This is a genomic window from uncultured Methylobacterium sp. (genome assembly GCF_964244095.1).
In the GTDB taxonomy this organism is placed as follows: Bacteria; Pseudomonadota; Alphaproteobacteria; order Rhizobiales; family Beijerinckiaceae; genus Methylobacterium.
Genome location: NZ_CAXTHR010000017.1, coordinates 17,466 through 43,246 on the forward strand (window position 1 = coordinate 17,466; position 25,781 = coordinate 43,246).

The 25,781-nt window shown below is 69.6% G+C and carries 24 protein-coding genes and 3 pseudogenes; 6 read left to right on the forward strand and 21 right to left on the reverse strand.

What is annotated here, in order from left to right; all coding sequences use genetic code 11:
- Positions 1–9: 9 nt before the first annotated feature.
- From ACFE86_RS04725 to ACFE86_RS04825, 21 genes and pseudogenes are all read right to left on the reverse strand, one after another.
- Positions 10–1,572, reverse strand: coding sequence for a GMC family oxidoreductase (locus ACFE86_RS04725; protein WP_375454171.1), 1,563 nt, complete (start codon positions 1,570–1,572; stop codon positions 10–12).
- 2 nt (positions 1,573–1,574) lie between these two features.
- Positions 1,575–2,090, reverse strand: coding sequence for a hypothetical protein (locus tag ACFE86_RS04730; RefSeq protein WP_375454172.1), 516 nt, complete (start codon positions 2,088–2,090; stop codon positions 1,575–1,577).
- Positions 2,091–2,140: 50 nt separating this feature from the next.
- Positions 2,141–2,974 (reverse strand): carbohydrate ABC transporter permease, encoded by an 834-nt coding sequence (locus ACFE86_RS04735; RefSeq protein WP_375454173.1) that lies wholly within the window; start codon positions 2,972–2,974, stop codon positions 2,141–2,143.
- 8 nt (positions 2,975–2,982) lie between these two features.
- Positions 2,983–3,903, reverse strand: a complete 921-nt coding sequence (locus ACFE86_RS04740) for a carbohydrate ABC transporter permease (RefSeq protein ID WP_375454174.1) — start codon at positions 3,901–3,903, stop codon at positions 2,983–2,985.
- Positions 3,904–3,964: 61 nt separating this feature from the next.
- Positions 3,965–5,359 carry an extracellular solute-binding protein gene (locus ACFE86_RS04745; RefSeq protein WP_375454175.1) on the reverse strand — a complete coding sequence of 465 codons (1,395 nt, stop codon included), beginning with the start codon at positions 5,357–5,359 and terminating at the stop codon, positions 3,965–3,967.
- A gap of 71 nt (positions 5,360–5,430) precedes the next feature.
- Positions 5,431–6,549 carry an ABC transporter ATP-binding protein gene (locus tag ACFE86_RS04750; RefSeq protein ID WP_375454176.1) on the reverse strand — a complete coding sequence of 373 codons (1,119 nt, stop codon included), beginning with the start codon at positions 6,547–6,549 and terminating at the stop codon, positions 5,431–5,433.
- The gene (locus ACFE86_RS04755) at positions 6,546–7,655 is read right to left on the reverse strand and encodes an ABC transporter ATP-binding protein (protein WP_375454177.1); all 1,110 of its coding nucleotides are present in this window, start codon (positions 7,653–7,655) and stop codon (positions 6,546–6,548) included. Before ACFE86_RS04755 ends, ACFE86_RS04750 begins: the two co-directional genes overlap by 4 nt.
- 201 nt (positions 7,656–7,856) lie before the next feature.
- Positions 7,857–8,468, reverse strand: a complete 612-nt coding sequence (locus ACFE86_RS04760; RefSeq protein WP_375454178.1) for a glutathione S-transferase — start codon at positions 8,466–8,468, stop codon at positions 7,857–7,859.
- A 223-nt stretch (positions 8,469–8,691) separates the two neighbouring features.
- Positions 8,692–9,849: an ABC transporter ATP-binding protein gene (locus tag ACFE86_RS04765; protein ID WP_375454179.1), complete on the reverse strand. Its 1,158-nt coding sequence runs from the start codon at positions 9,847–9,849 to the stop codon at positions 8,692–8,694.
- A complete protein-coding gene (locus tag ACFE86_RS04770; protein WP_375454180.1) occupies positions 9,830–10,648 on the reverse strand; it encodes an ABC transporter permease in 819 nt (272 codons plus the stop codon). The genes ACFE86_RS04765 and ACFE86_RS04770 overlap by 20 nt, the downstream gene beginning before the upstream one ends.
- Positions 10,649–10,650: 2 nt before the next feature.
- On the reverse strand, positions 10,651–11,502 hold the full coding sequence (locus ACFE86_RS04775) for an ABC transporter permease (RefSeq protein ID WP_375454181.1): 852 nt from the start codon (positions 11,500–11,502) through the stop codon (positions 10,651–10,653).
- Between the two features lie 73 nt (positions 11,503–11,575).
- Positions 11,576–12,604 (reverse strand): ABC transporter substrate-binding protein, encoded by a 1,029-nt coding sequence (locus tag ACFE86_RS04780; protein WP_375454182.1) that lies wholly within the window; start codon positions 12,602–12,604, stop codon positions 11,576–11,578.
- Positions 12,605–12,827: 223 nt separating this feature from the next.
- Positions 12,828–14,282, reverse strand: a complete 1,455-nt coding sequence (locus tag ACFE86_RS04785; RefSeq protein ID WP_375454183.1) for a 4-hydroxyphenylacetate 3-hydroxylase family protein — start codon at positions 14,280–14,282, stop codon at positions 12,828–12,830.
- Between the two features lie 110 nt (positions 14,283–14,392).
- Positions 14,393–15,322, reverse strand: a complete 930-nt coding sequence (locus ACFE86_RS04790) for a 2-hydroxyacid dehydrogenase (RefSeq protein ID WP_375454184.1) — start codon at positions 15,320–15,322, stop codon at positions 14,393–14,395.
- Complete coding sequence (locus ACFE86_RS04795) at positions 15,322–15,774, reverse strand: type II 3-dehydroquinate dehydratase (protein ID WP_375454185.1); 453 nt, start codon at positions 15,772–15,774, stop codon at positions 15,322–15,324. Before ACFE86_RS04795 ends, ACFE86_RS04790 begins: the two co-directional genes overlap by 1 nt.
- A gap of 13 nt (positions 15,775–15,787) precedes the next feature.
- Positions 15,788–16,738, reverse strand: coding sequence for a LysR family transcriptional regulator (locus ACFE86_RS04800; RefSeq protein WP_375454186.1), 951 nt, complete (start codon positions 16,736–16,738; stop codon positions 15,788–15,790).
- Positions 16,739–16,781: 43 nt separating this feature from the next.
- The gene (locus ACFE86_RS04805; protein WP_375454187.1) at positions 16,782–17,453 is read right to left on the reverse strand and encodes a DUF1028 domain-containing protein; all 672 of its coding nucleotides are present in this window, start codon (positions 17,451–17,453) and stop codon (positions 16,782–16,784) included.
- Positions 17,450–17,875, reverse strand: a complete 426-nt coding sequence (locus ACFE86_RS04810; protein ID WP_375454188.1) for a RidA family protein — start codon at positions 17,873–17,875, stop codon at positions 17,450–17,452. The genes ACFE86_RS04805 and ACFE86_RS04810 overlap by 4 nt, the downstream gene beginning before the upstream one ends.
- Positions 17,876–18,461: 586 nt before the next feature.
- Complete coding sequence (locus ACFE86_RS04815; protein WP_375454189.1) at positions 18,462–19,031, reverse strand: Ig-like domain-containing protein; 570 nt, start codon at positions 19,029–19,031, stop codon at positions 18,462–18,464.
- A 47-nt stretch (positions 19,032–19,078) separates the two neighbouring features.
- Entirely contained in the window at positions 19,079–19,810 is a 732-nt protein-coding gene (locus ACFE86_RS04820) for a hypothetical protein (protein WP_375454190.1), read from the reverse strand.
- 196 nt (positions 19,811–20,006) lie between these two features.
- Positions 20,007–20,268 (reverse strand): annotated as a pseudogene (locus tag ACFE86_RS04825) (IS630 family transposase); the annotation flags it as partial.
- Positions 20,269–20,320: 52 nt separating this feature from the next.
- On the opposite strand from ACFE86_RS04825, the pseudogene ACFE86_RS04830 reads away from it, so the two are divergent.
- From ACFE86_RS04830 to ACFE86_RS04855, 6 genes and pseudogenes are all read left to right on the forward strand, one after another.
- Positions 20,321–20,440: pseudogene (locus tag ACFE86_RS04830) on the forward strand (hypothetical protein); the annotation flags it as partial.
- Positions 20,441–20,599: 159 nt separating this feature from the next.
- Positions 20,600–21,673: a 2-keto-3-deoxygluconate permease gene (locus tag ACFE86_RS04835; protein WP_375454191.1), complete on the forward strand. Its 1,074-nt coding sequence runs from the start codon at positions 20,600–20,602 to the stop codon at positions 21,671–21,673.
- Between the two features lies 1 nt (position 21,674).
- Positions 21,675–22,925 (forward strand): four-carbon acid sugar kinase family protein, encoded by a 1,251-nt coding sequence (locus ACFE86_RS04840; protein WP_375454192.1) that lies wholly within the window; start codon positions 21,675–21,677, stop codon positions 22,923–22,925.
- Positions 22,922–23,923, forward strand: coding sequence for a 4-hydroxythreonine-4-phosphate dehydrogenase PdxA (gene pdxA / locus ACFE86_RS04845; RefSeq protein ID WP_375454193.1), 1,002 nt, complete (start codon positions 22,922–22,924; stop codon positions 23,921–23,923). The genes ACFE86_RS04840 and pdxA overlap by 4 nt, the downstream gene beginning before the upstream one ends.
- Before the next feature lie 487 nt (positions 23,924–24,410).
- The gene (locus tag ACFE86_RS04850; protein WP_375454194.1) at positions 24,411–25,394 is read left to right on the forward strand and encodes an ABC transporter ATP-binding protein; all 984 of its coding nucleotides are present in this window, start codon (positions 24,411–24,413) and stop codon (positions 25,392–25,394) included.
- A 35-nt stretch (positions 25,395–25,429) separates the two neighbouring features.
- A pseudogene (locus ACFE86_RS04855) lies at positions 25,430–25,781 on the forward strand (ABC transporter substrate-binding protein); the annotation flags it as partial.

A 25,781-nucleotide genomic window follows, 5' to 3' on the forward strand; every position in this document is an offset into this window, starting at 1 on the left:
AGCGGAACGTCACAGCGTGCCGCCGCGCGCCGCGGCGGCGATGAAATCGCCCTGCCGGATCGCGAGCGCGACGATCGTGAGCGTCGGGTTGCGTGCGCCGCCGGTCGAAAACTGGCTGCCGTCGGCGATGAACAGGTTGGCGCATTCGTGCGCGCGGCCGTGGCCGTCCAGCACGCCGTCCTCGGGCCGGGCGCTCATGCGGTTGGAGCCGAGATTGTGGCTCGCCGGGTAGGGCGGCGCCTCGATCGAACGCTTTGCGCCGGCAGCCTTGTGGATGCCGGCCAGCATCCTGAAGCCGTGGTTGCGCATCCGCAAGTCGTTAGGATGGTCGTCGTAGTGGAGGTTGGCCACCGGCACGCCGAAGGCGTCCAGTTCGTCCCCCAGCGTCACCCGGTTGCCGGCTTGAGGCATGTCTTCGCCCGTCATGAAGAGGCCGGCGATGTGGGCGTACTGCTCCATCACCTGCGCGAAGTCCCTGCCCCACCAGCCCGGCTCGAAGAACGCCGCGCAGGTCGGCAACCCCATGCTGTTCAGCTCGATCAGGTAGCCGCCCGAGAAGCCCCGCGACGGGTCGTGGCCCCCGAAATCCGAGATGTAGCCGGCCATGATCTCGCCGCGGTTCATGTGGACCGGCCTGTCGAACACGGACCACACCGTCTGCACGACGTGACGCAGGTAGTGCCGGCCGACATGACCCCAGCCGTTGGCCAAGCCGTTCGGGAAGCGCGCGCTCGTGGAGTGCAGCAGCAGGCGCGAGGACTCGATGCAGTTGCCGGCGAGCACGACCACGCGGGCGGATTGCCGCCGGCGGACGCCGTCCGCGTCCACGTAGACGACGCCGGATGCGCGACCCGACGCCGCGTGCTCGATCTGCACGGCGCGGCACTGGCAACGCAGATCCAGCCGGCCGGTCGCCGCGGCGCGCGGCAACTCGACATTGTGCGTCGACCAGCGCGAGCCGTTGCGGTCGCCGGTGACGGTGAAGCCGTCCTGCACCGTCGCCGGACGAGCGTCGTAGGGGACCGCATTGATCGCGTGCCGGCCGGTCGAGACGGTCAGCCCCAGCCGCTCGGCGCCGGCGCGCATCACCTTGTAGTTGTTGTTCGGCGGCAGCGGCGGCAGGCCGTTGGTGCCGGTGACGCCCATGCGCGCCTCGGCGCGCTCGTAATAGGGTTCGAGCTCGGCCAGCGTGATCGGCCAGTCGATCAGGCTGGCCCCAGGAATGTCGCCGTAGACGGTGCGGGCGCGAAGCTCGAAGTCCTCGAAGCGGTAGCAGCAGCCCGACCAGTGCGTGGTGGTGCCGCCGACCGTCATGCAGCTCCACGACGGCGCCGTCGGATGGTCGCGCGCCACGCGCCAGTTGCCGGAGGCGGTGCGCTTGTCGAGCCAGGACAGCATCGCGTAGCCGGCCCACTCGTCGTTGACGAAATCGTCGGTGGAGAGCTGCCTGCCGGCCTCCAGCACCACGACCTTCAGGCTGTGGGCGCAGAGTTCGTGGGCGAGCGTCCCACCGCCGGCCCCGGAACCGATGACGACGACGACGTCGCCGTCGTTGAGCGCGTAGGTCGCCATGCTCAGATCTCCCCGCCGGCGGCCTCGGCCGGCTCCGGCAGCCAGTCGAGGTCGTCGAAGCCGCGGTGCACGAAGCCGCCGATGTCGGAGGCGGCGCCCTCGTAGCCGCACGCCTGCCAGACCTCGACGTCGTCGTAGAAGAAGCGGACGGCGGCCCGCTGGAGCACCGTGAAGGCAGGCGTCGCCTCGATCGCCTTCAGGCTCGCGACCCGGTAGCTCTCGGAGCGGTCCCTGAACGGGAGCGGCAGCGCGGCGTCGAGCGTGTCGAGGGCGTCCGCTACCAACTGCGCCGCGGCCGGGCTCGCCGCGAACAGCCGGTCCATGTGCAGGACGGTGCGGCGGTAGACGCGTTCGGGGATGGCGTCGTGCGGGCAGAGCGTGCGCACGACCGCGACCACCGTCGCGGCGGCGGCGGGCGACAGAAGAGTCAGCGCGTCGGTCCAGTCGTCGCCTTCGGAGACGGTAAGCGGCGGCGGCAGGCGCGGGTCCTTGCGGGCGACGATCGGGTCTGCGGTCATGCTCGTGTCCCCGGAGCGCGAGCGAGGGCGGACGGTCCGGCGCGGAGCGGTCATCCCTTCACCGCGCCGAGCGTCAGGCCGCGGATGATGTGCCGCTGCAGCAGGAAGACGACGGTGAGCACCGGCGCGAGCGCAACGACGCCGACCACCGCCATCTCGCCCCAGCGCACGCCCTGGCCGGTGATGAGCTTCGGGATCGACACGGGCAGCGTCTGCACCGCCTTGCCGCCGAGCATGAACGCGAACAGGAACTCGTTCCACGCGAAGATGAAGCACAGCACCGCCGTCGCGACGACGCCGTTGCGCAGGAGCGGCAGCACCAGCCGCAGGAACACCTGCGGCCTCGACCAGCCCTCCAGCGTGGCGGCTTCCTCCAGCTCCACGGGCAGGTCGCGGCAGAAGCTGCGCAGCACCCAGACGTAGAACGACAGGTTGAAGGTCATGTAGGCGAGCGTCAGGCCGGTGAAGGTGTCGAGCAGGCCGATCTTGGCGAAGATGAAGTAGAACGGGATCACCATGCACACCGGCGGCGCCATCCGCGTCGCCAGGATGAACAGGAACAGGTCGTCCTTCGCCCGCATCTCGAAGCGCGCGAAGGCGTAGGCCGCGGGCGTGCCGATGAGGACGACGAGCGCGGTCGAGATCGAGCACAGCACGAAGGAGGTCAGCAGGCTCCAGGCGAAGCCCTTCGCGATCACGGAGTCGAAATGGTCGAGCGTCGGCGTGAACAGCCAGACGGTGGGCCGCGCGAACATCGCCGCGTTCGGCTTCACCATCATCGTCGCCATCCAGAAGATCGGGAACAGCGTGACGATCGCGTAGACGACGGCGATGGAGGTCCAGACGAAGCCGCCGGAGCGTTCGTCACGGGCGGTGCGAGCCATCGTCAACCTCAAAATGCGTTCAGGCGCTTCTTGGCGACCTGATAGAAGACATTGCAGAAGGCGAAGAATGCGATCCAGACCAGCACCGCCATGGCGGAGGATTCGCCGAGGTTCCAGAACTCGAAGGTCATCTTGTTGGCGAAGAGGCTCGGCGTCTCGGTCGCGATCCCCGGGCCGCCGCCGGTCAGGATGTAGACCGTGTCGAACACCTTGAAGGCGTCGATGAAGCGCAGCAGGCCGATGACCACCAGCAGCGGCGTCATCATCGGCAGCGTGATCTTGAAGAACACCATCAGCGTCGAGGCGCCGTCGACCGCCGCCGCACGGTAGGGGCCGAGGGGCAGCGCCTGAAGCCCGGCGAAGAACGCCAGCATCATGAACGGCGTCCATTGCCAGACGTCGACGAAGATCAGCGCGTAGAGCGCGAAGGTCGGCGAGGCGAAGGCGGAGGTCTCGCCGATCAGGTTGAACCGCTCCAGCACGTTGAAGGAGATGAGCCCCCACGAGCCGGCGAGCATGATCTTCCACAAGAGGCCGACGACGATCGGGGCCATCATGGTCGGCATGAACAGCAACGGCACGATCACGCCGCGGCCGCGCACGTTCTGGTTCAACACCAGCGCGCCGACGAGGCCGAGCATGAACTCGATCGGCACGGAGATGCACACGAAAACCGCGGCGACGCTTAGCGAATTCCAGAACCGCGGGTCGTTCAGCAGTTGCGCATAGTTCGCGAAGCCGACGAAGTCGGTCACCCGGCCGAACTTGGCCGCGTGGACACTGATGTAGGCGGTGTAGAGGAACGGGATCAGCGACACCACCGTCAGCGTGATCATCGACGGCGCGATCAGCAGGTAGGGGTACCAGATCCGGGGCCGCGCGCGGGCGGCCTCGGGCTCCAGGATTACGGCGTCTGCGGCGTTCGCCATCGTCGGTCCTTCATTGCGTCTTGATGAGCGGCGAACGGACCCGCGCTTCGACGTGTCGTTCTCAGAGCAGACAGGTCGTCGGACAGAGCTTCAGGAGTTCGGCCTGACCCTTCCTGGCGCCGTCCTCCGGCGACAGCTTGCCGAGGCCGACCTCCTGGGCGATCCCACTCATGACGTCGTAGATCTCGTAGAACTTTGGCATCTTGGGCTTGGCCGCCGAGACTTCGAGCGTCGCCTGCATCGCGCCGTAGAGGCTGGCGTTGGCGCTGCCCCGGATCGCCGGCGCGGCCCAGGAGCTTTCGCGGATCGGCACGCCGCCCTCGCCCATGGCAATCAGCTTGTCCTGCTGCTTCTTGTCGGCGAGCCATTGCAGGAACAGGAAGGTCGGCTCCGGGTTCTTGCTCGCCGCGCTGATCGCCGTGACCGACGGTTCGGCCTCCGCGAAGCGGGTTTTCTCGCGGCCCGCCTTCACCGGGACGGTGGCGTAGACGAACTTCCCGGCGAGCGGCGACACGCCCTTCTTGTCGACGCCGAGCACGAAGTCCGACCACGCGATCGTCTGTGCGGCGATGCCGTTGCCCATCACCGTCGGCACGTCGACCAGCGAGTATTCGGCGATGCCAGGCGGCGCGAACTTCCAGAGTTGCGCCCACATCCGCAGCGCAGCCACGGTTTCCGGGCTGTCGAAGATCGCCTTGCCGGACGCATCGATGAGGTCGCCGCCATAGTTCTTGATGAAGTTGGTCCAGAGCGCCGGGAAGGTCGAGCCGCCCTTGATGCCTTCGAGCACGATCCCGTAGAAGTCGCTCTCGAGCGGCTTGCCAGCGAGCATCGCGCCCTTCCTGCGGGTGAAGAACTCGGCGATGTCGCGCATCTGCTCCATCGTCTTGGGAGGCGCCAGATCGTAGCCGTACTTCGCCTTGAACGCCTTCATCTCGTCGGGGTTCGTCAGCAGGTCGGCACGCGCCCAGTAGACCTGATTGTAATTCCAGTTGATGAAGGCGTACTGCTTGCCCTTGCTGAAGGCAGCGGTCTTGTACGGCAACTGGATGAAGTCCGCGGCGTCGAGGCCGGGGTTCGACAGCTTGGCGTTCGCCACCAGGTCGTCGATCGGGCGGATTGCGTCGGCCGAGATCATCGGTCCGAGCTGGAAGCCGTGCAGCATGACGACGTCGTAGTAGCCGCGGCCGGACAGCATGTCCGCCTGCCCCTTGTTGATGACCTCGAAGTGGTTGAGCAGTTCCCACTCGACCTTGATGCCGGTCTCCGTCTCGAACTCCGGCACGATCTTGGACAGCGTCTCCTGGAGCGGCGTGATCTCGTCGAGAACCCGGATCGTCCGACCCTTGTAGGGCGCGCCGGCCGCGGCGTAGGAGAACTCGGCCGCAGCAACCGGCGTGCCTCCAAGCAGGACGGCGGCGGAGACCGCGGCCGCCACGATGCGAACAGACGTCATGTTCCAGTCTCCTGATTTCGCGCCCGCGACCGGTTCGTCCGGCGGGCCGTCCGTCTTCGAAAGCCGCCGTGTCAAGCGGTCGCCGTCGGCAGGGCGCGTCCGGTGTCGGCGTCGAACAGCACCAACGCCCCCTCCGGACAGACGAGCCCCGCCGCATCCCCGATGCGCGCGGGACATCCCCCGCGCGCCTTGATCTTGATCCGCGCGCCGTCGACGACGCTGAAGGTGACGATCTCGTGCTTGCCGAACGGCTCGTGCGCATAGATCTCGCCGTCCGCCGCACCGGGCGCCCCGGCTGCCGTCAGGCTCAGCGCGTCGGCGCGCAGGCCGAGCGACACCCGGCCGCTCGCGCTACGTCGCGCCACCGCCGCGACCCGCGCGGGCAGGGCGAGCCGCATGCCCGCCCGCACGAAGACGGTGGCGTCGCCGCTGCGCTCCAGCGCGCCGGCGAGGACGCTCATCGGCGGGTCGCCGATGAGCTTGGCGACGGTGACGCTCGCCGGCCGGAGCCAGACGTCCTCCGGCGTCCCGATCTGCTCGATCCGGCCCTTGTCGAGGACCGCGACGCGGTCGCCGACCGACAGGGCTTCGAGCCCGTCCGGCGTCGCCCAGATCGATGGGCTGGAGCGGCTCATCAGCTTCCGGCGGATCGCGGCGCGGAGCTTGTGCCGGAGCTTGGCGTCGAGATGGGAGATCGGCTCGTCCAGCAGCAGCACGCTCGGCTCCTGCACGAGCGCGCGGGCCAGGGCCGCCCGCTGCTTCTGCCCGCCCGAGAGCGCCGACGGCAGGCGGTCCGCGAGATGGGCGATCTCGAGAAGCGTCAGGACCTCCTCGACCAGCGCGCCGTGGTCGGACCGCTTCAGCACGCTGCCCGGCGCCCGGAGCGGCGACAGGACGTTGCCGCGCACGTCCAGGTGCGGGTAGAGCGCGTAGGACTCGAACATGAAGGCGACGCGGCGCTTGCCCGGGGGCCTGTCGGTCACGACCTCGCCGCCCAGGCGCACCGCGCCGGCATCCGGACGCTCCAGCCCGGCGACGATCCGGCACAACGTGGTCTTGCCGGCGCCCGACGGGCCGGTCAGGGCCAGGATTTCGCCGGGCGCGACGGACAGGGTCACGCCGTCGAGCGCGACCTTGCCGTCGAACGCCTTGCGGATGCCCGAGAGCGCAAGGCCGTGCGCGCGGCTCACGACGCCGCCTCCACGTTGCGCTCGCTGGCCCTGTCGAACAGGTGCAGCCGTTCCGGCGCCAGCACGACCGCGACCCGGTCGCCCGGCCGGAACGCCGCCGGCCCCGGAACCTCGACCCTGATCGCGACGTCGGGCGCCGCGAACGGCGACAGGATGAGGCTGTCGGCATCGCCCCGGCTCTCGCGGTAGCTCACCGTCGCGTCCGCGGGCCGGCCCTCGCCCTCCGGCTCGATCGCGACGTGCTCCGGCCGCACGCCCACGGTCAGCTCGCCCGAACGGCCCGCGAGCAGCCGGGCGCGGCGCGGATCGAGCGGGAACGCGCGGCCGAGCGCCGCGATGCGAACGGCGCCGCCTTCCCCTTCCACGCGGCCGGGGAGCATGTTCATCGGCGGCTCGCCGATGAAGTTCGCCACGAAGACGTTGGCCGGGCGCTCGTAGAGGGCTGCCGGCGTGTCGACCTGCTGGAGCACGCCGTGGTGCATCACCGCGATGCGGTCGGCCATCGCGGTCGCCTCGGTCTGGTCGTGGGTCACGAGGATCGACGTGACGCCGCGGGTCTTCTGCAGCCGCTTGATCTCGGTGCGCAGGGTCACCCGCTGGTCGCCGTCGAGATGCGACAGCGGCTCGTCGAACAGGATGAGGCGCGGGTCCCGCACCAGCGCCCGGCCGATGGAGATGCGCTGCATCGCGCCGCCGGAGAGGCCCTGCACCGGGCGGTCCGCCATGTCGCCGAGATCGAGCAGCGCCAAGGCGTCGTCGACGCGGACGACGGCCTCGGCCCGCGCCATGCCGCGGGCGACCAACGGAAACGCGATGTTCTCGCGCACCGTCATGCGGGGGTAGAGGCCGTAATCCTCGAACACCATGGCGATGTTGCGCGCGCCGGGAGCGAGGCGCGAGACGGGCTCGTCGTCAAAGAAGATCTCACCCGCCGACAGAGCTTCGAGGCCGGCGGCCATCTTGAGCGTCGAGCTCTTGCCGCAGCCCGACGGCCCGAGCAGCGCCAGCATCTCGCCGTCGGCGCAATCGAGGTTCAGGTCGGCCACGGCCGGCGTCGGCACCCCGGGGTACCGCTTCGACACCGCCTGAAACCGCACCAGCGTCATCCGTATGCCTTCTGTCCGCGTGGTGAAGGATCGCCGCCCTTGACGGCGTCCCATTGTTCGATGTCCGTTCAGGCTAATTTCGAAGAAAACCCGGCATTTGACAGACCTGGATCTCCTGTTTCCCAAGATTTCCTTCTTGGGAGGCCGCTCAGATCGGCGCAGAAGATCAAAGTTTTCGATTCCAGGTTTACAGATGGGCACTTAAGATTGGCGGGGCGTGGTTGCGGTCATCGAAGGTCGGCCTGCGAACGTCGCGTACCAAGCTGTCGCCGCCGGTCGTTCCTTCCGCCAATCGATGTCGGGGAACCGGAAGTCGAGGTATGCAAGAGCGCAGCCGGTCGCGATCGCGCCGATATCGATCGACCCGCCGAAGCCTGCCGCCGACGCCTCGATCTGGTCGAGGGCGGCGGTGATCTTGGCGACCTGGCCGGCGTCCCACGCGTCCCAGCGCAGGTGCACCGGCCTTAAGACCCGCTCGTAGCGGGTCAGCAATGCGGCATCGAGCAGGCCGTCGGCCAGCGCCTGCCGCGTCAGGGCGGACCAGCGCGCCGGCCCTTCCGCCGGGAACAGGCGCGGCCCCTGGGAACGTGCGTCAAGGTACGCGCAGATCACGCGACTGTCGAAGAGGACGCCGTCCTCCGTCACGAGGGTCGGGATCTTGCCTAAGGGGTTGTGGACGCTCGTCTCCGCGTCGCGCCCGGTCGGGGAGGCCTGGACGGGCACGATCTCGATCGCGTCGGCGAGGCCGACCTCGTGGGCGACGACGAGCACCTTGCGGACGTAAGGCGAGGTGGGGGCGTAGAGCAGCTTCACCGTTTGGGCTCCGATCGTGGCGATCCGTGCGCCGTGCCTGCGCGGGATGGGTGCGCCGTGGTTCGGATCACGGCTCCCGGCCCCCGGCGCCGATCGCGCGACGCCGAGGGCCTGGGCATGGCGGCGGCGCCCCGAGAGGCCGTCGACGCCCCGGCGCGGCTCAGCCAGACGCCCGGACGGGTCGGTGCCGACGAGGCGGATGCAGCCTGATCCGAAACGAGGGTCACGCCGCGGCCTCCGTCTCGGCGGGAAAGGCGACGAGGCCGCCTGCCGGGAGCAGGATGCCGACGGGAAAGCCGGGGGCATGGGTCGCGCGCGCGTCCTGGCCGGGAATACGCGCGAGCACGCGTCCGGCCCCGCCCTCGGCGAGATCCGCATGCACGTCGATGAAGGCCCCCTGGTACACGAGCGCGGTCACGTGCGCCCGGAGGGACCCCGGTTCGCCCGCGGCACAGAGCCGGACGTGGTCGGGGCGCACGAACACGTCCACCGCCGTTCCGGCCGCCGAGCCGACGAGCGCGCCCGCTTCGACCGGCCGCCGCACGTCGCCGATGGCCACCGTCGCCCGGTCGCCGGCGATCGCCTCGATCCGGCCCGGCAGCACGGTCGCGTCGCCGATGAAGCCGGCCACGAAGCGGTCCTGCGGATGGCGGTAGATCGCGTCCGGGGTGCCGACCTGCCGGATGCGCCCCTGCGACATCACCGCGATGCGGTCGGACAGGCCCAGCGCCTCGCCCTGGTCGTGGGTGACGAAAACCGTCGTCACGCCGAGGCGGCGCTGGATCTCCTTCAACTCGACCTGCATCGCGCCGCGCAGGCTCTTGTCCAGCGCCGAGAACGGCTCGTCGAGGAGCAGCACCTTCGGCCGGATCACCAGGGCGCGGGCGAGCGCGACGCGCTGCTGCTGACCGCCCGAGAGCTGCCGCGGGCGCCGGTCGCCGAGGCCGGCGAGCTTCACGAGGTCGAGGGCCTGCGCCACCCGCTCGGCGATCTCGGCCTTGGCGACCCCGCGCACGCGCAGGCCGTAGCCGACGTTCCCGGCGACGCTCATGTGCGGGAACAGGGCGTAGTTCTGGAACACGATGCCGATCCCGCGCTCGCAGGCCGGCGTCTCGGTCACGAGGTCGCCGTCGATGAAGATCTCGCCGCCATCCGCTTCGAGGAAGCCGGCCATGAGGTTCAGGAGGGTGGTCTTGCCGCAGCCCGACGGCCCGAGCAGCGTCAGGAACTCACCCTGCTCGACTTTCAGCCACGTCTCCTCCAGCGCGGCGACGCTTCCGAACCGCTTGACCACGCCGTCGAGCCGGACGGCCGGTGCGGGTCGCGGCGCCGGGGCAGGCGCGGCGGACGGGGGCTTGAGGTCAGCGAGCCTGCTCGACATTCAGCACCTTGCCGAGACCGAGGAACGTGTTGGCGAGCGTCAGGAGTGCTGCGGTGATCGCGATGTAGAGGACCGAGATCGCGGCCAGCGTCGGGTCGGCGAATTCCCGGACGTAGCCGTACATCGCCACCGGCAGCGTCTGCGTGGCCTGCGCGGTCACGAACAGCGAGGCCGTGAACTCGTTGAAGGACAGGATCGCGGCAAACAGCCAGCCGGTCGCGAGCCCCGGCGCGAGCAGCGGCAGCGTGATCGTGGTCAGCACCCGGCGCGGGGAGGCTCCCAGGCTGCCGGCGGCGAGCTCCAGGCGCTCGTCGATGTTCTGGAGCGAGATGAAGACGCTGCGGATCACGAAGGGCAGCACGACGATGACATGGGTCAGGACCACGACGGCGTAGCCCCGCCCGAGGCCGAGCCCGGTGGCGAGGATCAGCAGCCCGAGACCGATCGTGAAATGCGGTACGATGAGCGGCGACAGCAGCACCCCTTCGATCAGCCGCTTCCACCGGAACGCGTGGCGCTTGAGCGCGAGGGCGAAGCCCGTGCCGATCAGCAGGGCGAGGGTGGAGGCCCACAGGGTGACGTAGAGACTGTTCTGCAGGCCGATGCGGAAGTCGCGGTAGCTCAGCGCCCGCGCGAACCAGCGGGTCGAGAGGGCGGTCGGCGGGAAGCTGAGGATGGCGCGCTCGTTGAAGGCCGCGATCCCCACGACCAGTGCGGGCAGGATGACGAAGCAGAGGATCAGGCCGACGGCGGTCTTGCCGGCGATCGACAGCAGGCGGGCGGCGGGACGGCGGCGCATCGTCAGTGCGCCGCCATGTCTTCGAAGGGGCGGAAGGCGCGGCGCACGCCCCACGTCACGACGAGCGCCAGCGCGAGCCCGGCAAGGCTCAGCGTGGCGGCGAAGGGGAAGTTGAACGACGACAGGCCGAGCTGGTAGACCAGCGTCGAGACCACGCTCACCTTGCCGCCGCCGATGATCTGCGGCGTCGCGAAGGCGCTGAAGGTCCAGGCGAAGGCCGTGGTGAAGCCGGCCACCACCCCCGGCATCGACAGCGGCAGAGTGACCGTCAGGAAGGCGCGGACCGGCCCCGCGCCCAGGCTTTCCGCGGCCTTCTCGTAGTCCCGGTCGATATGCGAGAGGGCGGCGGTCAGCATGATCACCATCACCGGCAGCGTTACGTGGACGAGCGCCAGCACCACGCCGAACTCGGTGAAGAGGAACTGGATCGGCCGGTCGATCAGCCCGCTCCCGACGAGCACCGCGTTGAGGAAGCCGGAATTGCCGAGCACCACGGTCCAGGAATAGGTCCGCACCACCTCGCCGAGGAACAGCGGCGTCACCGCGGTGACGAGGATGAAGGACTTGAGCGCGACCGAGCGCGTCCGCACCAGGGCGTAGGCGACGGGGTAGCCGAGGATCAGGGTGAACAGCGCCGTCTGGAAGCAGATCGCGACCGTGTCGCGGAAGGCGCGCAGGAAGATCGGCCGCGTCAGGTCCGTGAAGTTCTCCAGGGTGAAGCCGCCGACGTCGAGGGAGCCCGGCACGTAGGCGCGCAGGCTGTATTGCAGGATCATGGCCATCGCGACCGCGATCGCCACGGCGACCAGGACGGCCGGCGTCACGAACAGGGCCAGGAAGGGTCTGCGGCGCATCGGATGCCTCGCGATGATCAGGGCCGGGCGCAGCGTTCGAGCGCGCTCGTTCGGAGGTCGCAGTCCTTGAGCCCTACTTCGCCATGATGTTCTCGGCGAACCACTTGCGCCACGTCGCGGTCATCTGCGCGCGCATCTTCGGATCGATGAGGATCGCCTGCGTGGCCCATTGCTCGGGCGTCGTGAACACGCCCGGGAGCTTGGCGACCTCGGGGTCGACCTTCGCGTCGGTGACGGTGGGGCTGCCCTTCTTCAGCGCGGCGATCTTGGCCTGCACGCCCGCATCGAGGGCGATGTCGATGAACCTGTAGGCCAGATCCGCCTTCTTCGAGCCGGCGTTGATCGCCACCGTGTCGATGCCGAGCACGCCGCCCTCCTTCGGGATCACGACGGTGATCGGCACGTCCTGCGCCTTCATATAATAGGCGTTCATCGTCAGCACGACCTGGACCGGGGTCTCGCCCGTGGCGATGAGCTGCTGGCTGTTGGCGTCGTTGGTGTAGAACGCCTTGAAGTTCGGCTTCAGCGCCTCGAGCTTCTGCTGTCCCTTCTCCCAATGCGCCGGGTCGGCGCCTGCGAGGATCGCCGAGACGGCGATGATGTGGCTCGGGTCGAAGTCGGGCGCGGCCAAGCTGTTCTTCAGCCGTGGGTCCCAGAGGTCGGCCCAGGACGAGAAGGTCATGCCCTTCGGCGCGAGGTCTGGGCGATAGCCGATGGTGTAGACGTAGCCCCAGGTGCCGAGGTGGTAGGGGCTCACCCGCGCGGGCTCGACGAGGTTCCTGGCGTTCGGAACCCTGGCGAGGTCGAGGGTCTCGAACAGGCCGTCATTGGCATAGAGCCAGCCGACATGCGCGGTGGTGAAGGTCACGTCGCTCTCCGGCGAGCCCTTCGAGAGCTTGGCCTTGTTGAGGCGGTCGATGGTCCCGCCGGTGACGTACGCGACCTCGGCGCCGGTCTCGGCCTTGAATTTCGCCGCGATCGTCTCGTCGATCAGATCGCGGAAACTGCCGCCCCAGGTGCTGACCACGAGTGTCTCGGCCGCCGCGGCGGGCGCGCAGGCGGCGAACAGGCCGACGAGGGCGGCAGTCAGATGGTGTTTCACACGCGCGCTCCGGATCGAGGATGGCAGTCCTCAAAAGGCAATCGCTGTGCCATTTGGTGAGAAAAGGTAATAAATTTTCGATCTCTCGATCTGGGACACCCGATCCTATAGAATTCGATCGATTTCAATGGGCGAGCTTCATCGAAGGATGACTGCATATGCAGCGCATCCCGCTTGTTCGACTACGAGAGACCGCGTGTGAGCCGCGGCCTTGCCTTCGCGCCTACGATTGCGGGCTGAGAATCCGATCCGACAGCCCGGCCGAATTGCGGACGAAGTCGAGGGGTCCGGAGAAGTCGAAGCTGTTGTAGACCGCCGCGAGATGGTTGAAGTGCGGGGCCTGGGCGAACTGGACGAAGGTCAGCCGGTGGCCGGCATAGTCCGAGTTCAGCAGGTCGCGGGCAAATGCCAGGAGCTTGCGCCGGTCGTCGGCTTGCCACTGATCGTTGAGACTGTAGAACTTGTTCAGCCACGCGCCGGAGCCCGAAGCCCGGAAGGCGTCGGCGTTCGGCGTGATGCAGATCTGGCCGCCGCAGAGCTCGCGTGCGATGTGCATCATCGCCGGCAGTTGCGAGCAGGCGAAGACGCGGCCGGCGTAGAGCATCGATTGCTGCGGCATGAGCAGGCCGCCGGGGCTCGGCTCGGCCATGGCGATGGCGGCGGTGAGGTGGGCGTTGATGCCCTCGCGGTAGCAGACGAGGTCGGCGAGCTTCTCCCGGACGGATTGCAGCTTGTCGAGGCCGGTCTGCTTGGCGTTCCACATCGCCGCGCCGATCATCATGTCGGCGGTGTAGAGCAGGCGCAGGACGTAAGGAAACGCCGAGTAGCGGTGCAGCGTCGCGCGCACGTGCTGGGCGGCCTTGGTGTGCCGGTAGAAGAACACGTCCTCCCACGGGATCAGCACGTCGTCGAACACCACGAGCGCCTCGACCTCGTCGAAGCGGTTGGCGAGCGGGTAGTCCTCGGGGTTGGAGCGCCCGGCAAAGCCCGCCCGGCAGATGTGCTTCACGCCCGGCGCGCCCATCTTGACGATGCAGCCGACGGCGTAATCCGAGAGCGCGTCGTTGGCCCAGGCGCCGACCGTCGGCTTCAGGAACGCCTGGTCGGCATAGGCCGACGCGGTCTCGTACTTGGCGCCGCGGATGACGATGCCGGCATCGGTCTCGCGGGTGACGCGGACCATCATGTCCGGGTCCTGGTCCTGCGGCGGGCGGCCGCGGTCGCCCTTCGGATCGGTGTTGGCCGAGACGTGGAAGACGTCGTTCTCGATCACCATGCGGATGTGGCGGTCGATGTTGTCGGCAAAGCGCGGGTCGATCTCGGCGAGGACGTCGCGGCCGTCCATCAGCGACCACATCTCGCCGACGGTCTCGTCGCCGACGCGGGTGACCACGCCGCCGACGTCCTTCAGGACGAGGTCGATCGCCGTCGTCTTGTCCGCCCAGTCCTTCTTCTCGCGCGGCGGCCGGTAGAAGATCGGGCTGCGCTGGTTGTCCTCGATGTAGGTCAGGCGATCCTGGAAGGCCGCCTCGTGCTGCATGTCGTACATGCGCGCCCGGACGTCGATGATCGGCTTCAGCGTCGGGTGGCTGGTGATGTCGCGGACACGCTCGCCGTCGATCCAGACCTCGCGGCCGTCCCTGAGGCCCTCGCGATAGGCTTGTCCGGTGCGGATCATGCGCTCTCTCCGTGCTCGTCGGAGAACCTTAGCGCCGGGGCCGGGCCTCGATAAAATACGATTTGAGGATGCCCTTGGATCGGGTTTCCCGATCCAAGGGGGCGGACGGGTCAGTAGCCCCGCGCGAGGTCGATCCGCTGGAGCGGCGCCCGGCCGTCCCGCACGCGGGCGATGTTGTCGGCGACCTGCCGCGCGGCCGAGGCCGGGATCGCCACCGAGGCGAGGTGGGGCGTGACCAGGACGTTCGGCAGGCGCCAGAGCGGATGGTCCCGGTCGAGGGGCTCGCGCGCGAACACGTCCAGCGTCGCCCCGCCGAGACGGCCCGAGGCCAGGGCCTCGACGAGGGCGGCCTCGTCGACGATCGCGCCGCGGGCGACGTTGATCAGCTTGGCGCCCGCCGGCAGCGCGGCGAGTTCGCCGGCACCGAGCAGCCCGCGGGTCTCCGGCGTCAGCGGCAGCATCACGACGAGGATCTCGGTGTCGGCGAGGAAGGCGGCCAACGCTTCGCGCCCGGCGTGGCAGGCCACACCCGGAAGGTGCTTCGGCGTGCGCGACCAGCCGGACACGCAAAACCCCTGGCGGGCGAGTTCGGTCGCGGCCGCGGCGCCGAGTTGGCCGAGCCCCAGGACGCCGACGCGGATCTCGCGGGCCTCGCGCGGATGGACGTAGTGCCAGCGGCGCTCGCGCTGGGCCGCCTCGAAGGCCGGGATGTCGCGGGCGTAGCGCAGCACCGCGAAGAGCACGTAATGGCTCATCATCCGGGCCATCTCCGGGTCCGACAGCCGGGCGACCGGCACGTCCGGGAGGTCGTCGCGCCCGGCGAGCGCGTCGGCGCCGGCGCCGAGGATAGTGATGAGGTCGAGGGCGGGATAACGCGCGAAGAAGTTTTGCGGCGGCTTCCAGACCAGGGCGTAGCGGACGGAGGCGTCGGGCTCGATCGCGTCCGGCGCCCGGACGGCGATGTCCGGCAGGATCGCCTCGATCGCCGTCCGCCACGGTTCGATCGGATCGACCGGGCTCGAAAAGACCAGGGTCTCCATCAGGTCCGGGCGTCGCGCACGAGGGTCGCGACCGCCGTGATCGCCAGTTCGTAGCCGAGGCCGCCGAGGCCGGCGACGATGCCGGTGGCCGCCTTCGAGACGAAGGAATGGTGGCGGAAGGGCTCGCGCTTCCAGATGTTGCTCATGTGCGCCTCGATGATCGGCCCCGGAAAGGCCAGCAGCGCATCGAGGATCGCCACCGAGGTGTAGGTCAGGCCGGCGGCGTTGACGATCAGCCCGTCCGCGTGCCCCCGCGCCTCCTGAATCCAGTCGATCAGCACGCCCTCGTGGTTGGACTGGCGGAAGTCGAGCCTCACCCCGAGGCCGTCGGCGTGCCGCTCGCAGCGGGCCTTCAGGGCGGGGAAGCTCTCGCGGCCGTAGGTCCCGTCCGGGTCGAGGCCGTAGAGGTTGGCGTTCGGTCCGTTGAGGAAGACGACGGAAATCGGGCTCATGGCATCCTTCGGATCAGGTCCGCGCGACCCAGCGCTCGGTGGCGGGCGCCACCATGCCGGGGATGTAGGCGTTGGAGATGAAGGCCCGGCAGTGGGTCTCGAAGGCCTCGACGAGGCGCGAGCGGTTGAGCTGGCGTAGGCGCGCGAGGCCGATCCGCATCGGCCGATGCTCGCCGGCCAGCCGCACGCGCACCAGCCGCTTGCCGTCCAGCGCCTGCTCGGAGCGCGGGCGGACGTTGAACAGGGTGTAGCCGTAGCCGTTGGCCACCATGGTCCGCACCACTTCCTGGTGGGCGGAGCGGGCGGCGATCGACGGCTGGAGCCCGTCCTTCATGAACAGCGCGAGGAAGTATTCGCGGCTCAGCGGCAGGTCGAGCAGGATCATCGGCTCTCCGACGAGGTCGGCCATCGCCACCGCCGGCCGCCGCGCGAACGGATGGGCCTCGCCCACGAGCACGTGGGGCGGAAGGTCGGCGAGGCCCGTGAACAGGATGTCGTCCGGAACCTGGAGGTCGTAGGTGAGGGCGAGGTCGGTCTCCGAGCGCCGCAGGCCGCCGATCAACTGTTCCTGATCCCCCTCGACGTGCCGGAGCCGCGTGGCCGGAAAGGCGGTGGTGAAGGCGTGGGCGAGTTCCGGCACCAGCATCGGCGCCAGCGTCACCATGCAGCCGAGCGAAAGCGGCCCGCGCACCTGCCCGCCGGTCTCGGAGGCCAGGGTGTAGAGTCCTTCGGCCTGTGCGATCAGGCCCTTCGCCTCGCGCAGCATGTCCCGCCCGACCGGCGTCAGCGACAGCCCCTGCGCGTGGTGCCGGACGAAGAGCTGCACCTGAAGCTCCTTCTCGAGCTGCGAAATCGCGGTCGAGATCGAGGGCTGCGAGATGTGGATGCGCTCGGAGGCGAGCGTGATGCTGCCGGTCTCCCCGGCGGCGATGAAATATTCGAGCTGACGCAGGGAGAAGCGCATCGGTCTTGTCCAGCGCCTCGCGCGCGTCCGGCCGGCATCGCGGTCAGGGATCTCCCGGCACGCCGTAGCGCGGTGCCGCCGAGGGGTCGAGGGCGCGGGTGACGTAGGCGTCGAGTTGCGGCCGGTAGAGCGCCCAGAGGTCCGCGAGCGCGGCGATCGGGCAGTCCTCGGTCCAGTCGACGCGCAGGTCCGCCACCGGCCAGGACACCTCGCGCACCAGCATCAGCCCGGCCGAATGCACCGGGCCGGTCTCGCCGCCGGCCGCCAGCGCCGCCCGCATCGCAGCCAGGAGGCGGTCGCCGAGATGGCCGGGCGCGGCCGTGAAGGCCGCGACCATCGCCTGCGGGACGTTGCGGTCCGCGAGCAGGTTGCCGCCGCAGGCGACGTTCTCGGCGCTCGCCTCGGCCCAGGTGCCGAGGGCGTGCGGCCCGGAATGGATCGCGGGCATGCCGTGCGCGTCCACCGCCAGCACCTGCCGGTAGGCCATGTGCGGCCCCGCCTTCAGCACCGCGACCGCCTGCTCCGCGCCGGCCCCGAGCGCCATCAGGTCGAGGGCCCTGCGGCCGAGGGCGGGATCGGTGACGTTCTGGCTCGCCACGGCGCCGATGCCGGCCCTGGCATGGGCGCAGCGCGCCGCGACGGCCGGCGAGGAGGAGGAGACTGCGACGCCGAACATGCCGGTCTCGGCGCAGCGCGCCACGATGGAGAAGGTCATGGCGCGTCCTCCGGGATCACCGCGACGGCGTCGATCTCCACCAGCCATTCCGGCCGGGCCAGCGCCGACACCACGAGGCCGGTCGAGACCGGGTGGACGCCCTTCAGCCAGCGGCCGACCGTGCGGTAGACCGCCTCGCGGTAGCGCGGATCGACGAGGTAGATCGTGACCTTGCACACGTGCTCCAGCCGGGAGCCGGCCTCCTCCAGCAGCATCGCGATGTTGGCCATCGCCTTCTCGGCCTGCGCGCCGGCGTCGCCGATCGCGACGCTCTCCGAGGTGTCGAGATCCTGGCCGATCTGCCCGCGCACGAAGACCATGCTGCCCTTGGCCACCACCGTCTGGCACAGGTCGTTGTCGAGCGCCTGCTCCGGATAGGTGTCCTTGGTGTTGAAGGGACGGATGCGCCTGTGGACGGTCATGGGGCCTCTTCTTGCGACGGATCGGGAAAGGGCGCGGGCCCGGGCTCCCGGCGCCGGCGAACAGTTGGATAGGGAATCCGAAAAGCCTCCGCCGCGGGGCCGAGGCAGCCGTCGGCCCGCCGCGCCAGGACGAGGCGGTTCGCCTCCACAGTCTCGGCCAGCGGACGCGCCGTCACGGCGCGGCCGTCGCAGGACATGCCGGACGCCGGCTTCGTCGCAAGGAGCGCGTCGCCGTGTCGGCGGAGACCGAGGCCATCGCCGAGACTGTGACCCCGAAGGGTCCGGACGGCCCGGCGGCGGTCACGACGCGACGCGGTGCAAGCGGCCGACGTCATGCCGCCGAGGAAGCGCCGGCGCAGATCCGGGTCGCAGATCGAAGGTGTCGCCTGAGCCACCCGCTCCCTCTTGCAATCCCTGAGCCGCCGCATGCAGCGAAGGGCACACCGGCCGGCCTCGTGCCTTGTTACCCCCAGTGCTCAGCGACTTAGAGCCGTGCCCGACCACGTTGGGTCGGGTCACGGCTCTAGACCCTTGTTTTAACGCGCACTTTCGCGACGAACCGGCATCCGCTTCGTCGAAGTGCGCTCTAGCGGCCGTCGGCCGATGCGTTGGGGAAACCGCCCGCCTCATCCCCGCGCATCGGGGCTTTCGCGGCGTCCCTAGAGGAGCATCGCGGCCCTCGTGCCAGCCGAACGCGGCGTCGTGCCGGTCGGGATCGACATGCGCCCGCCAGACGTCGAGGTTGTGGGCGGCGTAGTAGAGGTCGTCGACGAGCGGCGAGCCGTCCCGCTCCTGGAACGGTGCCGTCGGTGAAGGCGATGGTGCCGACCCCGGTCAGATCCGTGAGCGTGCCGTCGGGAGCCGTCATCAGGGCGTGGCCGTGGCTGAAGTCGAACCGCGCGTCGGTCAGCGCGAAGGCGAAGCTCAGGGCTGCGGGGATCGCCGCCTTGGCGACATCGAGGGTGAGCGTGGTCTGGCTGGGGTTGCCGGCGGCGTCCGCCACCGTCTCGGTGAAGACGGCGTGGCCGGAGCCCGTCGGGCGGTAGCTGTAGGAACCGTCGGCCGACAGGGTGAGCGCGCCGTTCGGGTCGAAGACCTGAACCGTGCCGGAGGCCGGCACCGCGTGCGACAGGCCGTTGGCGAACTGCACGGACACGACATGCAGGGCCGAGGCGTCGGCGTCGTTGGCGAGCAGGTGCCCGGTCAGCGCGGCCGCCCACCCCCGTACCGCTCGCTGCGTCCGCCCGTGCGGTCGGGGCGATGTGATCGAGGGTGGAGTCGGGGCTCGGCTCCGCCGAAGCGTTGCCGGCGGCACCTGAAGACGGCGCCGGAGCGGGCGCCGTGGGCGCAAGCGTCTCCGGTCCCGTGGGACCGGAGCCCGGCGGTACGACGTCGAAGACGTTCTCCCGCAGGTTGGTCAGGCCGTGTTGCGCGCGATGATCGCGCCGAACCCTTGCTCCTCGACGATGTTGTACAGGTCGAGGTTCTCGGCCCGGTCGCGATGGTACAGTCGGTCGCGTTCCTGAAGGCGGTCCGTCTGCTCTCGGTGCCGGCATTGAGGTCGTCGCCGCCGTCGCCCCAGAGCGTGTCGATGCCGCGGTCGCCGATCAGCGTATCGTCGCCCTCCGTGCCGCCGAGGACGGTGTGGTCGCCGCCCGAGATGCGCAGGTAGCCCCCATCCGCGTGCCCGTCGCGGTCGATGTCGGCACCGGGGTCGTGGCGCGTCACCTTCGGGTCGATGGCCTGGAGGATGAGGCTGTCCTGAAGCGGGTCCGCCCTGATCTGTCGGGCTTGATCGAGTTCGAGGATCAGGTCGGGCGTCTGGAACAGGTGACCCGGCAGGTGGGATGAAGTCACGTCCCCGAGGTTGGTGTTGCGCATCACCAGTTCGGAGAAGGTGCTCGGCTCAATCTCGTTGAGGAGGTTGACAGACATGACATCACCTTGACTGACGCCGCATCAAATATTTCGAACCAACCGGCTGCGGTTCTTTTAGTATCTTATCGTCAATTAAATGCTCGTCCTTAAATATTACGAATTAGTATTTATAATTATATATATTCATCATGAATGTTATATAGAAATCGATATCTATGCTGTTCTCGATCCGTCCTATGAAAATGTTCTCGGTTCAGTCAGGTTCATGGCCAGCGGCAGTGCGGAAGCTGGTGCATTCGTCCGGTCTGACGATGTCGATGCCGCGTTCGATGGCGGACCGGAGGCCCTCGACGGTTCGCTCGGCCGCCCTGCCGCAGCGCCGTGAGCTTTGAGAAAGCCATGTCGATCGGGTTGCAGTCTTGTGGGTAGGGCGGAAAGTCGAGCAGGCTTGCGCCGCCCGCTCCGATGGCCGCGCGCACGGCCGGCCCCTTGTGGCTGTTCAGGTTGACCATCACGGCCGATGGAGGTGGCGGCAACGGCTCGCGCGTGCGCCTCTGAAAATGGGAACTGCGACGGCTGGCCGACGACATCGGCATCGTCGTCCATCATCTGCCGCCGGGAACGAGCAGTTGGAACGCGATCGAGCACCGCCTGTTCTCGTTCAGCCCAATGAACCGGAAGGTCAGGCCGCTCCATCAGCTATCGCGTCATCATCGACCTGACCGGCGCCACCGCCACGACCACAGAACTCACCGTGGGCTACAAACGCGACGAGGCTGTCCATCTCCAAGCGTAGGGCATACAAAACGAAAAAATCTGCGCGAAACGCGCATGGAGGAAACCGAGATGCAGATCCCGATCAAGCGGGCGATCGAGGCCGTGCCCGGTGGCATGATGGTGGTGCCGTTGCTCGCCGGAGCCCTCATCGCCACCTTCTTCCCCGGCACCCCGAAGCTGTTCGGCTCGTTTACCGGGGCGCTCTTCTCCGGCGCCCTGACGATCCTGGCCGTCTTCTACGTGTGCATGGGCGCGAGCATCGATTTCCGGGCGACGCCCTACATCGTGAGGAAGGGTGGCACGCTGCTCGCCGTGAAGGTCGGCATCGCCGTCGTCCTCGGCCTGGTCTTCGGCCGCGTGCTCGGCGAGGCGCCGGTGGCCGCCGGCATGTTCGCGGGCCTGTCCACCCTGGCGGTGGTCGCGGCGATGAACGACACCAACGGCGGCCTCTACATGGCGCTGATGGGCCAGTACGGCCGCCCGCGGGATGTGGGCGCCTACACGGTCATGTCGCTGGAGAGCGGGCCCTTCCTCACCATGGTGACGCTCGGCGTCGCCGGGCTCGCGGCCTTTCCCTGGCAGACCCTGGTCGGCGCGATCCTGCCGCTGGTCGTCGGCATGATCATCGGAAACCTCGACCGCGAGATGCGCGCCTTCCTCAGTAAGGCCATCCCGGTGATGATCCCGTTCTTCGCCTTCGCGCTCGGGGCGGGCCTCGACCTGTCCAAGGTCTGGCAGGCGGGCCTGCTCGGCCTCGCGATGGGCGTCGCGGTGGTGGTCGTGACGGGTATCCCGCTGTTCTTCGCCGACCGGCTGACCGGCGGCACCGGCGTCGCGGGGATCGCCGCCGCCTCGACCGCGGGCAATGCCGCGGCCGTGCCGGCGATCGTCGCCTCGGCCAACCCGGCTTATGCGGATGCTGCCGGTCCGGCGACGATCCTGGTCGCCGCCTGCGTCGTGGTGACCGCGATCCTCGTCCCCGTGGCGACCGCCTGGGCCGCAGGGATGTTCGGCGACACCGAGGCGACGGAGGCCGAGACCCCGCCCGCCGCGGAGACGGTGGCCGCGGACCGCGTCGCCGGCCCGAAACCCGTCGCCGGCCCGAAACCCGTCGCCGGCCCGAAACCTGTCGCCGGCCACTGAGATGGCCGACCGCTGGCTCATCCTCGCCGACGACCTGACCGGTGCCGCCGATTGCGCCATCGCCTTCGCTCGCCGCGGCCGCGCGGCGGCGGTGACCTGGGGCGCGGCGACCACCGTCGAAGCCGGACGTCTGCCGGTGCTGGCCTACGACGCCGACAGCCGCGGCCTGTCCGCCCAGGCCGCCGCGGAGCGGCACGCCGAATGCCTGGCGCGGCTGCTCGATCCGGACCGGACCCTGTTCAAGAAGATCGACTCGACGCTGCGGGGCCAGCCCGCCGCCGAGACGGCCGCCGCGATCACCCATCTCAGGGCCCGCGCCGGGACCGCCTTCGGGATCTGCGCGCCGGCCTTCCCCGCGACCGGGCGGACCACGGTGGCCGGCCGCGTCCATGTCGGCGGTCGCCCTCTGGAGGAAGCCGAGGTGTGGGCGCGCGACCACACCTATCCCAGCGCCGACCTCACCGTCGTCCTGGCCTCCGCCGGCGTGGAGGCCGAGACGGTGCCGCTGGCGAGCGTGCGCGGGCCGGGGCTCGCCTCGCACCTCGAACGGCTCGCCGCCGCGGGCGAGCGGGTCGCGGTCTGCGATGCCGAGACCGAGGACGATCTCGACCGCATCGCGGCGGCCGGCCTGTCCGGCGCGCGGGCGCGCTTCTTCATCGGCAGCGCCGGGCTCGCCCATGCCCTGGCCGCGATCGACGGCAAGCCGCCGCTGGAGCCCGTCCGGATCGCGCCCGGCCGGGGCGGCAGCCTGATCGTGGTGGGGTCCCTGGCGGCCGCCTCCCGCGCGGCCACGCGCAAGCTCGCGGCGCTCGCCGGCGTCGTCCACCTTCCGGTTTCGCCGGGGACGCTGCTCGGCGATCCCGCCGGCACGGCTGCCCTGGCCGCACGGGTCGAGGCCGTGCTCGCATCCGGCGACGACGCGCTGGTCGAGATCGCGATGGCGGGCATCCCCGACATGGCCCTCGGCCCGCGCCTCGCGCAGGGCCTGGCCGCCGCCCTCGGTCCGGTCGCCGCCGGGATCGGCGCCTTCGCGGCGACCGGGGGCGAGACCGCGGCCGCCCTGCTGTCGCGCTTCGGCGTCGACGGGATTCGCCTCGTCGACGAGATCGAGCCAGGCGTTTCGCTCGGCCTGACGCTCGGCCGGCTCTCCGTCCCCGTCGCGACCAAGGCGGGCGCCTTCGGCGACGCCGACAGCCTCGTCCGCATCCGCGAGCGCCTGCGCATCGTGCGAACCGAAGGAAGCTTCTCATGACCCGTCCGACCATCGCGATCACCATGGGCGATCCGGCCGGCATCGGCCCCGAGATCATCATGAAGGCGCTGGCGCATGCCGACGTCCAGGCCCTGTGCCGGCCCCTGGTGATCGGCGATGCCGGGCGCCTCCGGCAGGCGGGCGCGATCGTCGGATCGCAGATGCCGGTTGATTCCCTGACGGATGCCGGCGACGCGGACTTCGAGACGGGCGCGGTGCAGTGCCTCGACCTCAAGGTGGTCCCCGGCGACCTCCCGTTCGGGGCGGTGTCCCCCGTGGCGGGCGAGGCGGCCTACCGCTTCATCGCCAAGGCCGTCGACGTGGTGCAGGCCGGCCAAGCGCAGGGCATCTGCACCGCGCCGCTGTCCAAGGAGGCCCTGCACGCCGCCGGCCACAAATTCCCGGGGCACACCGAGATGCTGGCCCACCTCACGGGCACGCCGGAGGTCTCGATGATGCTGGTCTCGCCCAAGCTCCGGGTGATCCACGTCACGACGCATATCGGCCTCATCGACGCGATCGCGAAGATCGAGCCCGGCCTCGTCGAACGCGTGATCGCGCGGGGCCATGCCGTGCTCGTGAAGGCCGGGATCGAAAACCCGAAGATCGGCGTGTGCGCGATCAACCCGCATGCGGGCGAGAACGGCCTGTTCGGCCGCGGCGAGGAGGCGGAGAAGATCACGCCCGCGGTCGAGGCCTGCCGGGCCAGGGGCTGGGACGTGCGCGGGCCTCTGCCCGCCGACACGCTGTTCTTCCTCGCGGGCCGCGGCGATTACGACATGGTGGTCGCGATGTACCACGATCAGGGTCACGGCCCGATCAAGGTGTTGGGGCTCGAGGCCGGCGTGAACATCACCGTGGGGCTGCCCGTGATCCGCACCTCGGTCGATCACGGGACGGCCTTCGATATCGCCGGCACGGGGGTCGCGGACGAGCGCAGCCTGATCGAGGCGCTGCGCCAGGCGGTCGGTCTCGCACCGAAGGCGCAGGCCGCCTGAGGTCCTGCGGGACCCGGACGGGCTGGACTTCGGGGCCCCTGGCCGGCGGACCCGACCTCCGGCGTGACGCGCAGGATCATCCCGGGACGGCCGGACCCCGATGCCGTAGCGTCGCGCCTGAGCCAGTCCATCCTCCCGTCTGCAAGGCCATAGACATAAGATACCCTGCAAGGCCGCTCACAGTGATACGCTCTTGGGCAGCTTGCCCTTCGGCGCCTTGCGCAGGTTGCCGCGTTCCACGACGTAGGGAAGCCCGGACATCCGCAGCAGGAGATCGGCCTTCATCGCGAAGGGGCTCGGGTCGGGCAGGCCGAAATACGGCCCGAACGTGTAGAGCGTGATCCCATGTGCCTTCCCCCGTATGTGCCTTCCCCCGTGTGTGCCTCCCCCGGGCCGGAGGCCCTATCGCATGCCCCGCGGGGCCGTCTCGCGCGGGCGCGGCAGGCACATGGCGCGCGGCTTGCTCCGGCAATGACCGGAGCATCGCATGAACGTCGAGCTGATCGCACTGACCAAGCGTTACGGCACGATGCTCGCCGTCGACGCGATCGACCTGAAGATCCCGTCCGGCGCCTATTGCTGCCTGCTCGGGCCGTCCGGCTGCGGAAAGACCACGACGCTGCGGATGATCGGCGGCCACGAGGCCGTCAGCAGCGGTGAGGTGGTGATCGGCCCGCGCGCCGTCGGCGACGCGCCGCCCTCGGCGCGCGGCACCGCGATGATGTTCCAGAGCTACGCCCTGTTCCCGCACCTGAACTGCCGCGACAACGTCGCCTTCTCCCTGCGCATGCGCGGCGTGGCGAAGGCCGAGCGCCGCGCCAAGGCGGGCGCGATGCTCGACCTCGTGCAGATGGGCCACCTCGCCGACCGCCTGCCGGCGCAGCTCTCCGGCGGCCAGCAGCAGCGGGTGGCCTTGGCGCGCGCCCTCGTCACCGGCCCGAAGGTGCTGCTGCTCGACGAGCCGCTCTCGGCGCTCGACCCGTTCCTCCGGGTGCGGATGCGGGTGGAGCTGAAGCGCATCCAGGCCGAGCTCGGCCTCACCTTCATCCACGTCACCCACAGCCAGGAGGAGGCGATGGCGCTCTCCGACCGCGTCGTGGTGATGAACGGCGGTCGGATCGAGCAGGCCGGCGACCCGCGCACCGTGTTCGAGCGGCCGGCCTCCGCCTTCGTCGCCCGCTTCATCGGCGGCCACAACGTCATCACGCTGCCCAAGGGGACGGTCGCCGTGCGCGCCGACCGGATGCGGCTCGGCCCCGAGGCGGGCTCGGACGCCGTGCCGGCCCGGGTCGTCGCCGTCGAGTACCAGGGGGCGAGCGTGCAGGTGGCGCTCGAATCCGAGGCGCTCGCCAAGAGCGGCGGCCTCACCGCGGTGATCGACGACGCGGTCTTCGCGGGCCGGCCGCTCGTACCGGGCGAGGTGGTCGCGCTCGGCTGGGACGCCGCCGCCGCGCACCGTCTCGACGCATGACGGCGCAGATCCATTACGACACGAGGGGAAACACGATGAGCCAGACGGTGAGACTGACGCGGCGCACGCTGCTCCAGGGGGCTGGCGCGGGCCTCGCCATGGGGCCGGTCACCGGCTTCCCGGCGGTGCACGCGGCCGACCCGATCACGCTGCGCTACCTCGGCACGGCGGTGAACCAGTCCTCCGACATCGCGCGCAAGGTGAAGGAGGATCTGGGACTCACCATCGAATACATCCCGGTGGTGACCGACGAGGTGACCAAGCGCGCGGTGACGCAGCCGAACTCCTTCGACCTCATCGACACCGAGTTCTTCAGCCTGAAGAAGATCATTCCCTCGGGCAACATCCTCGGCCTCGACGCCAAGCGCATCAAGAACGCCGACAAGA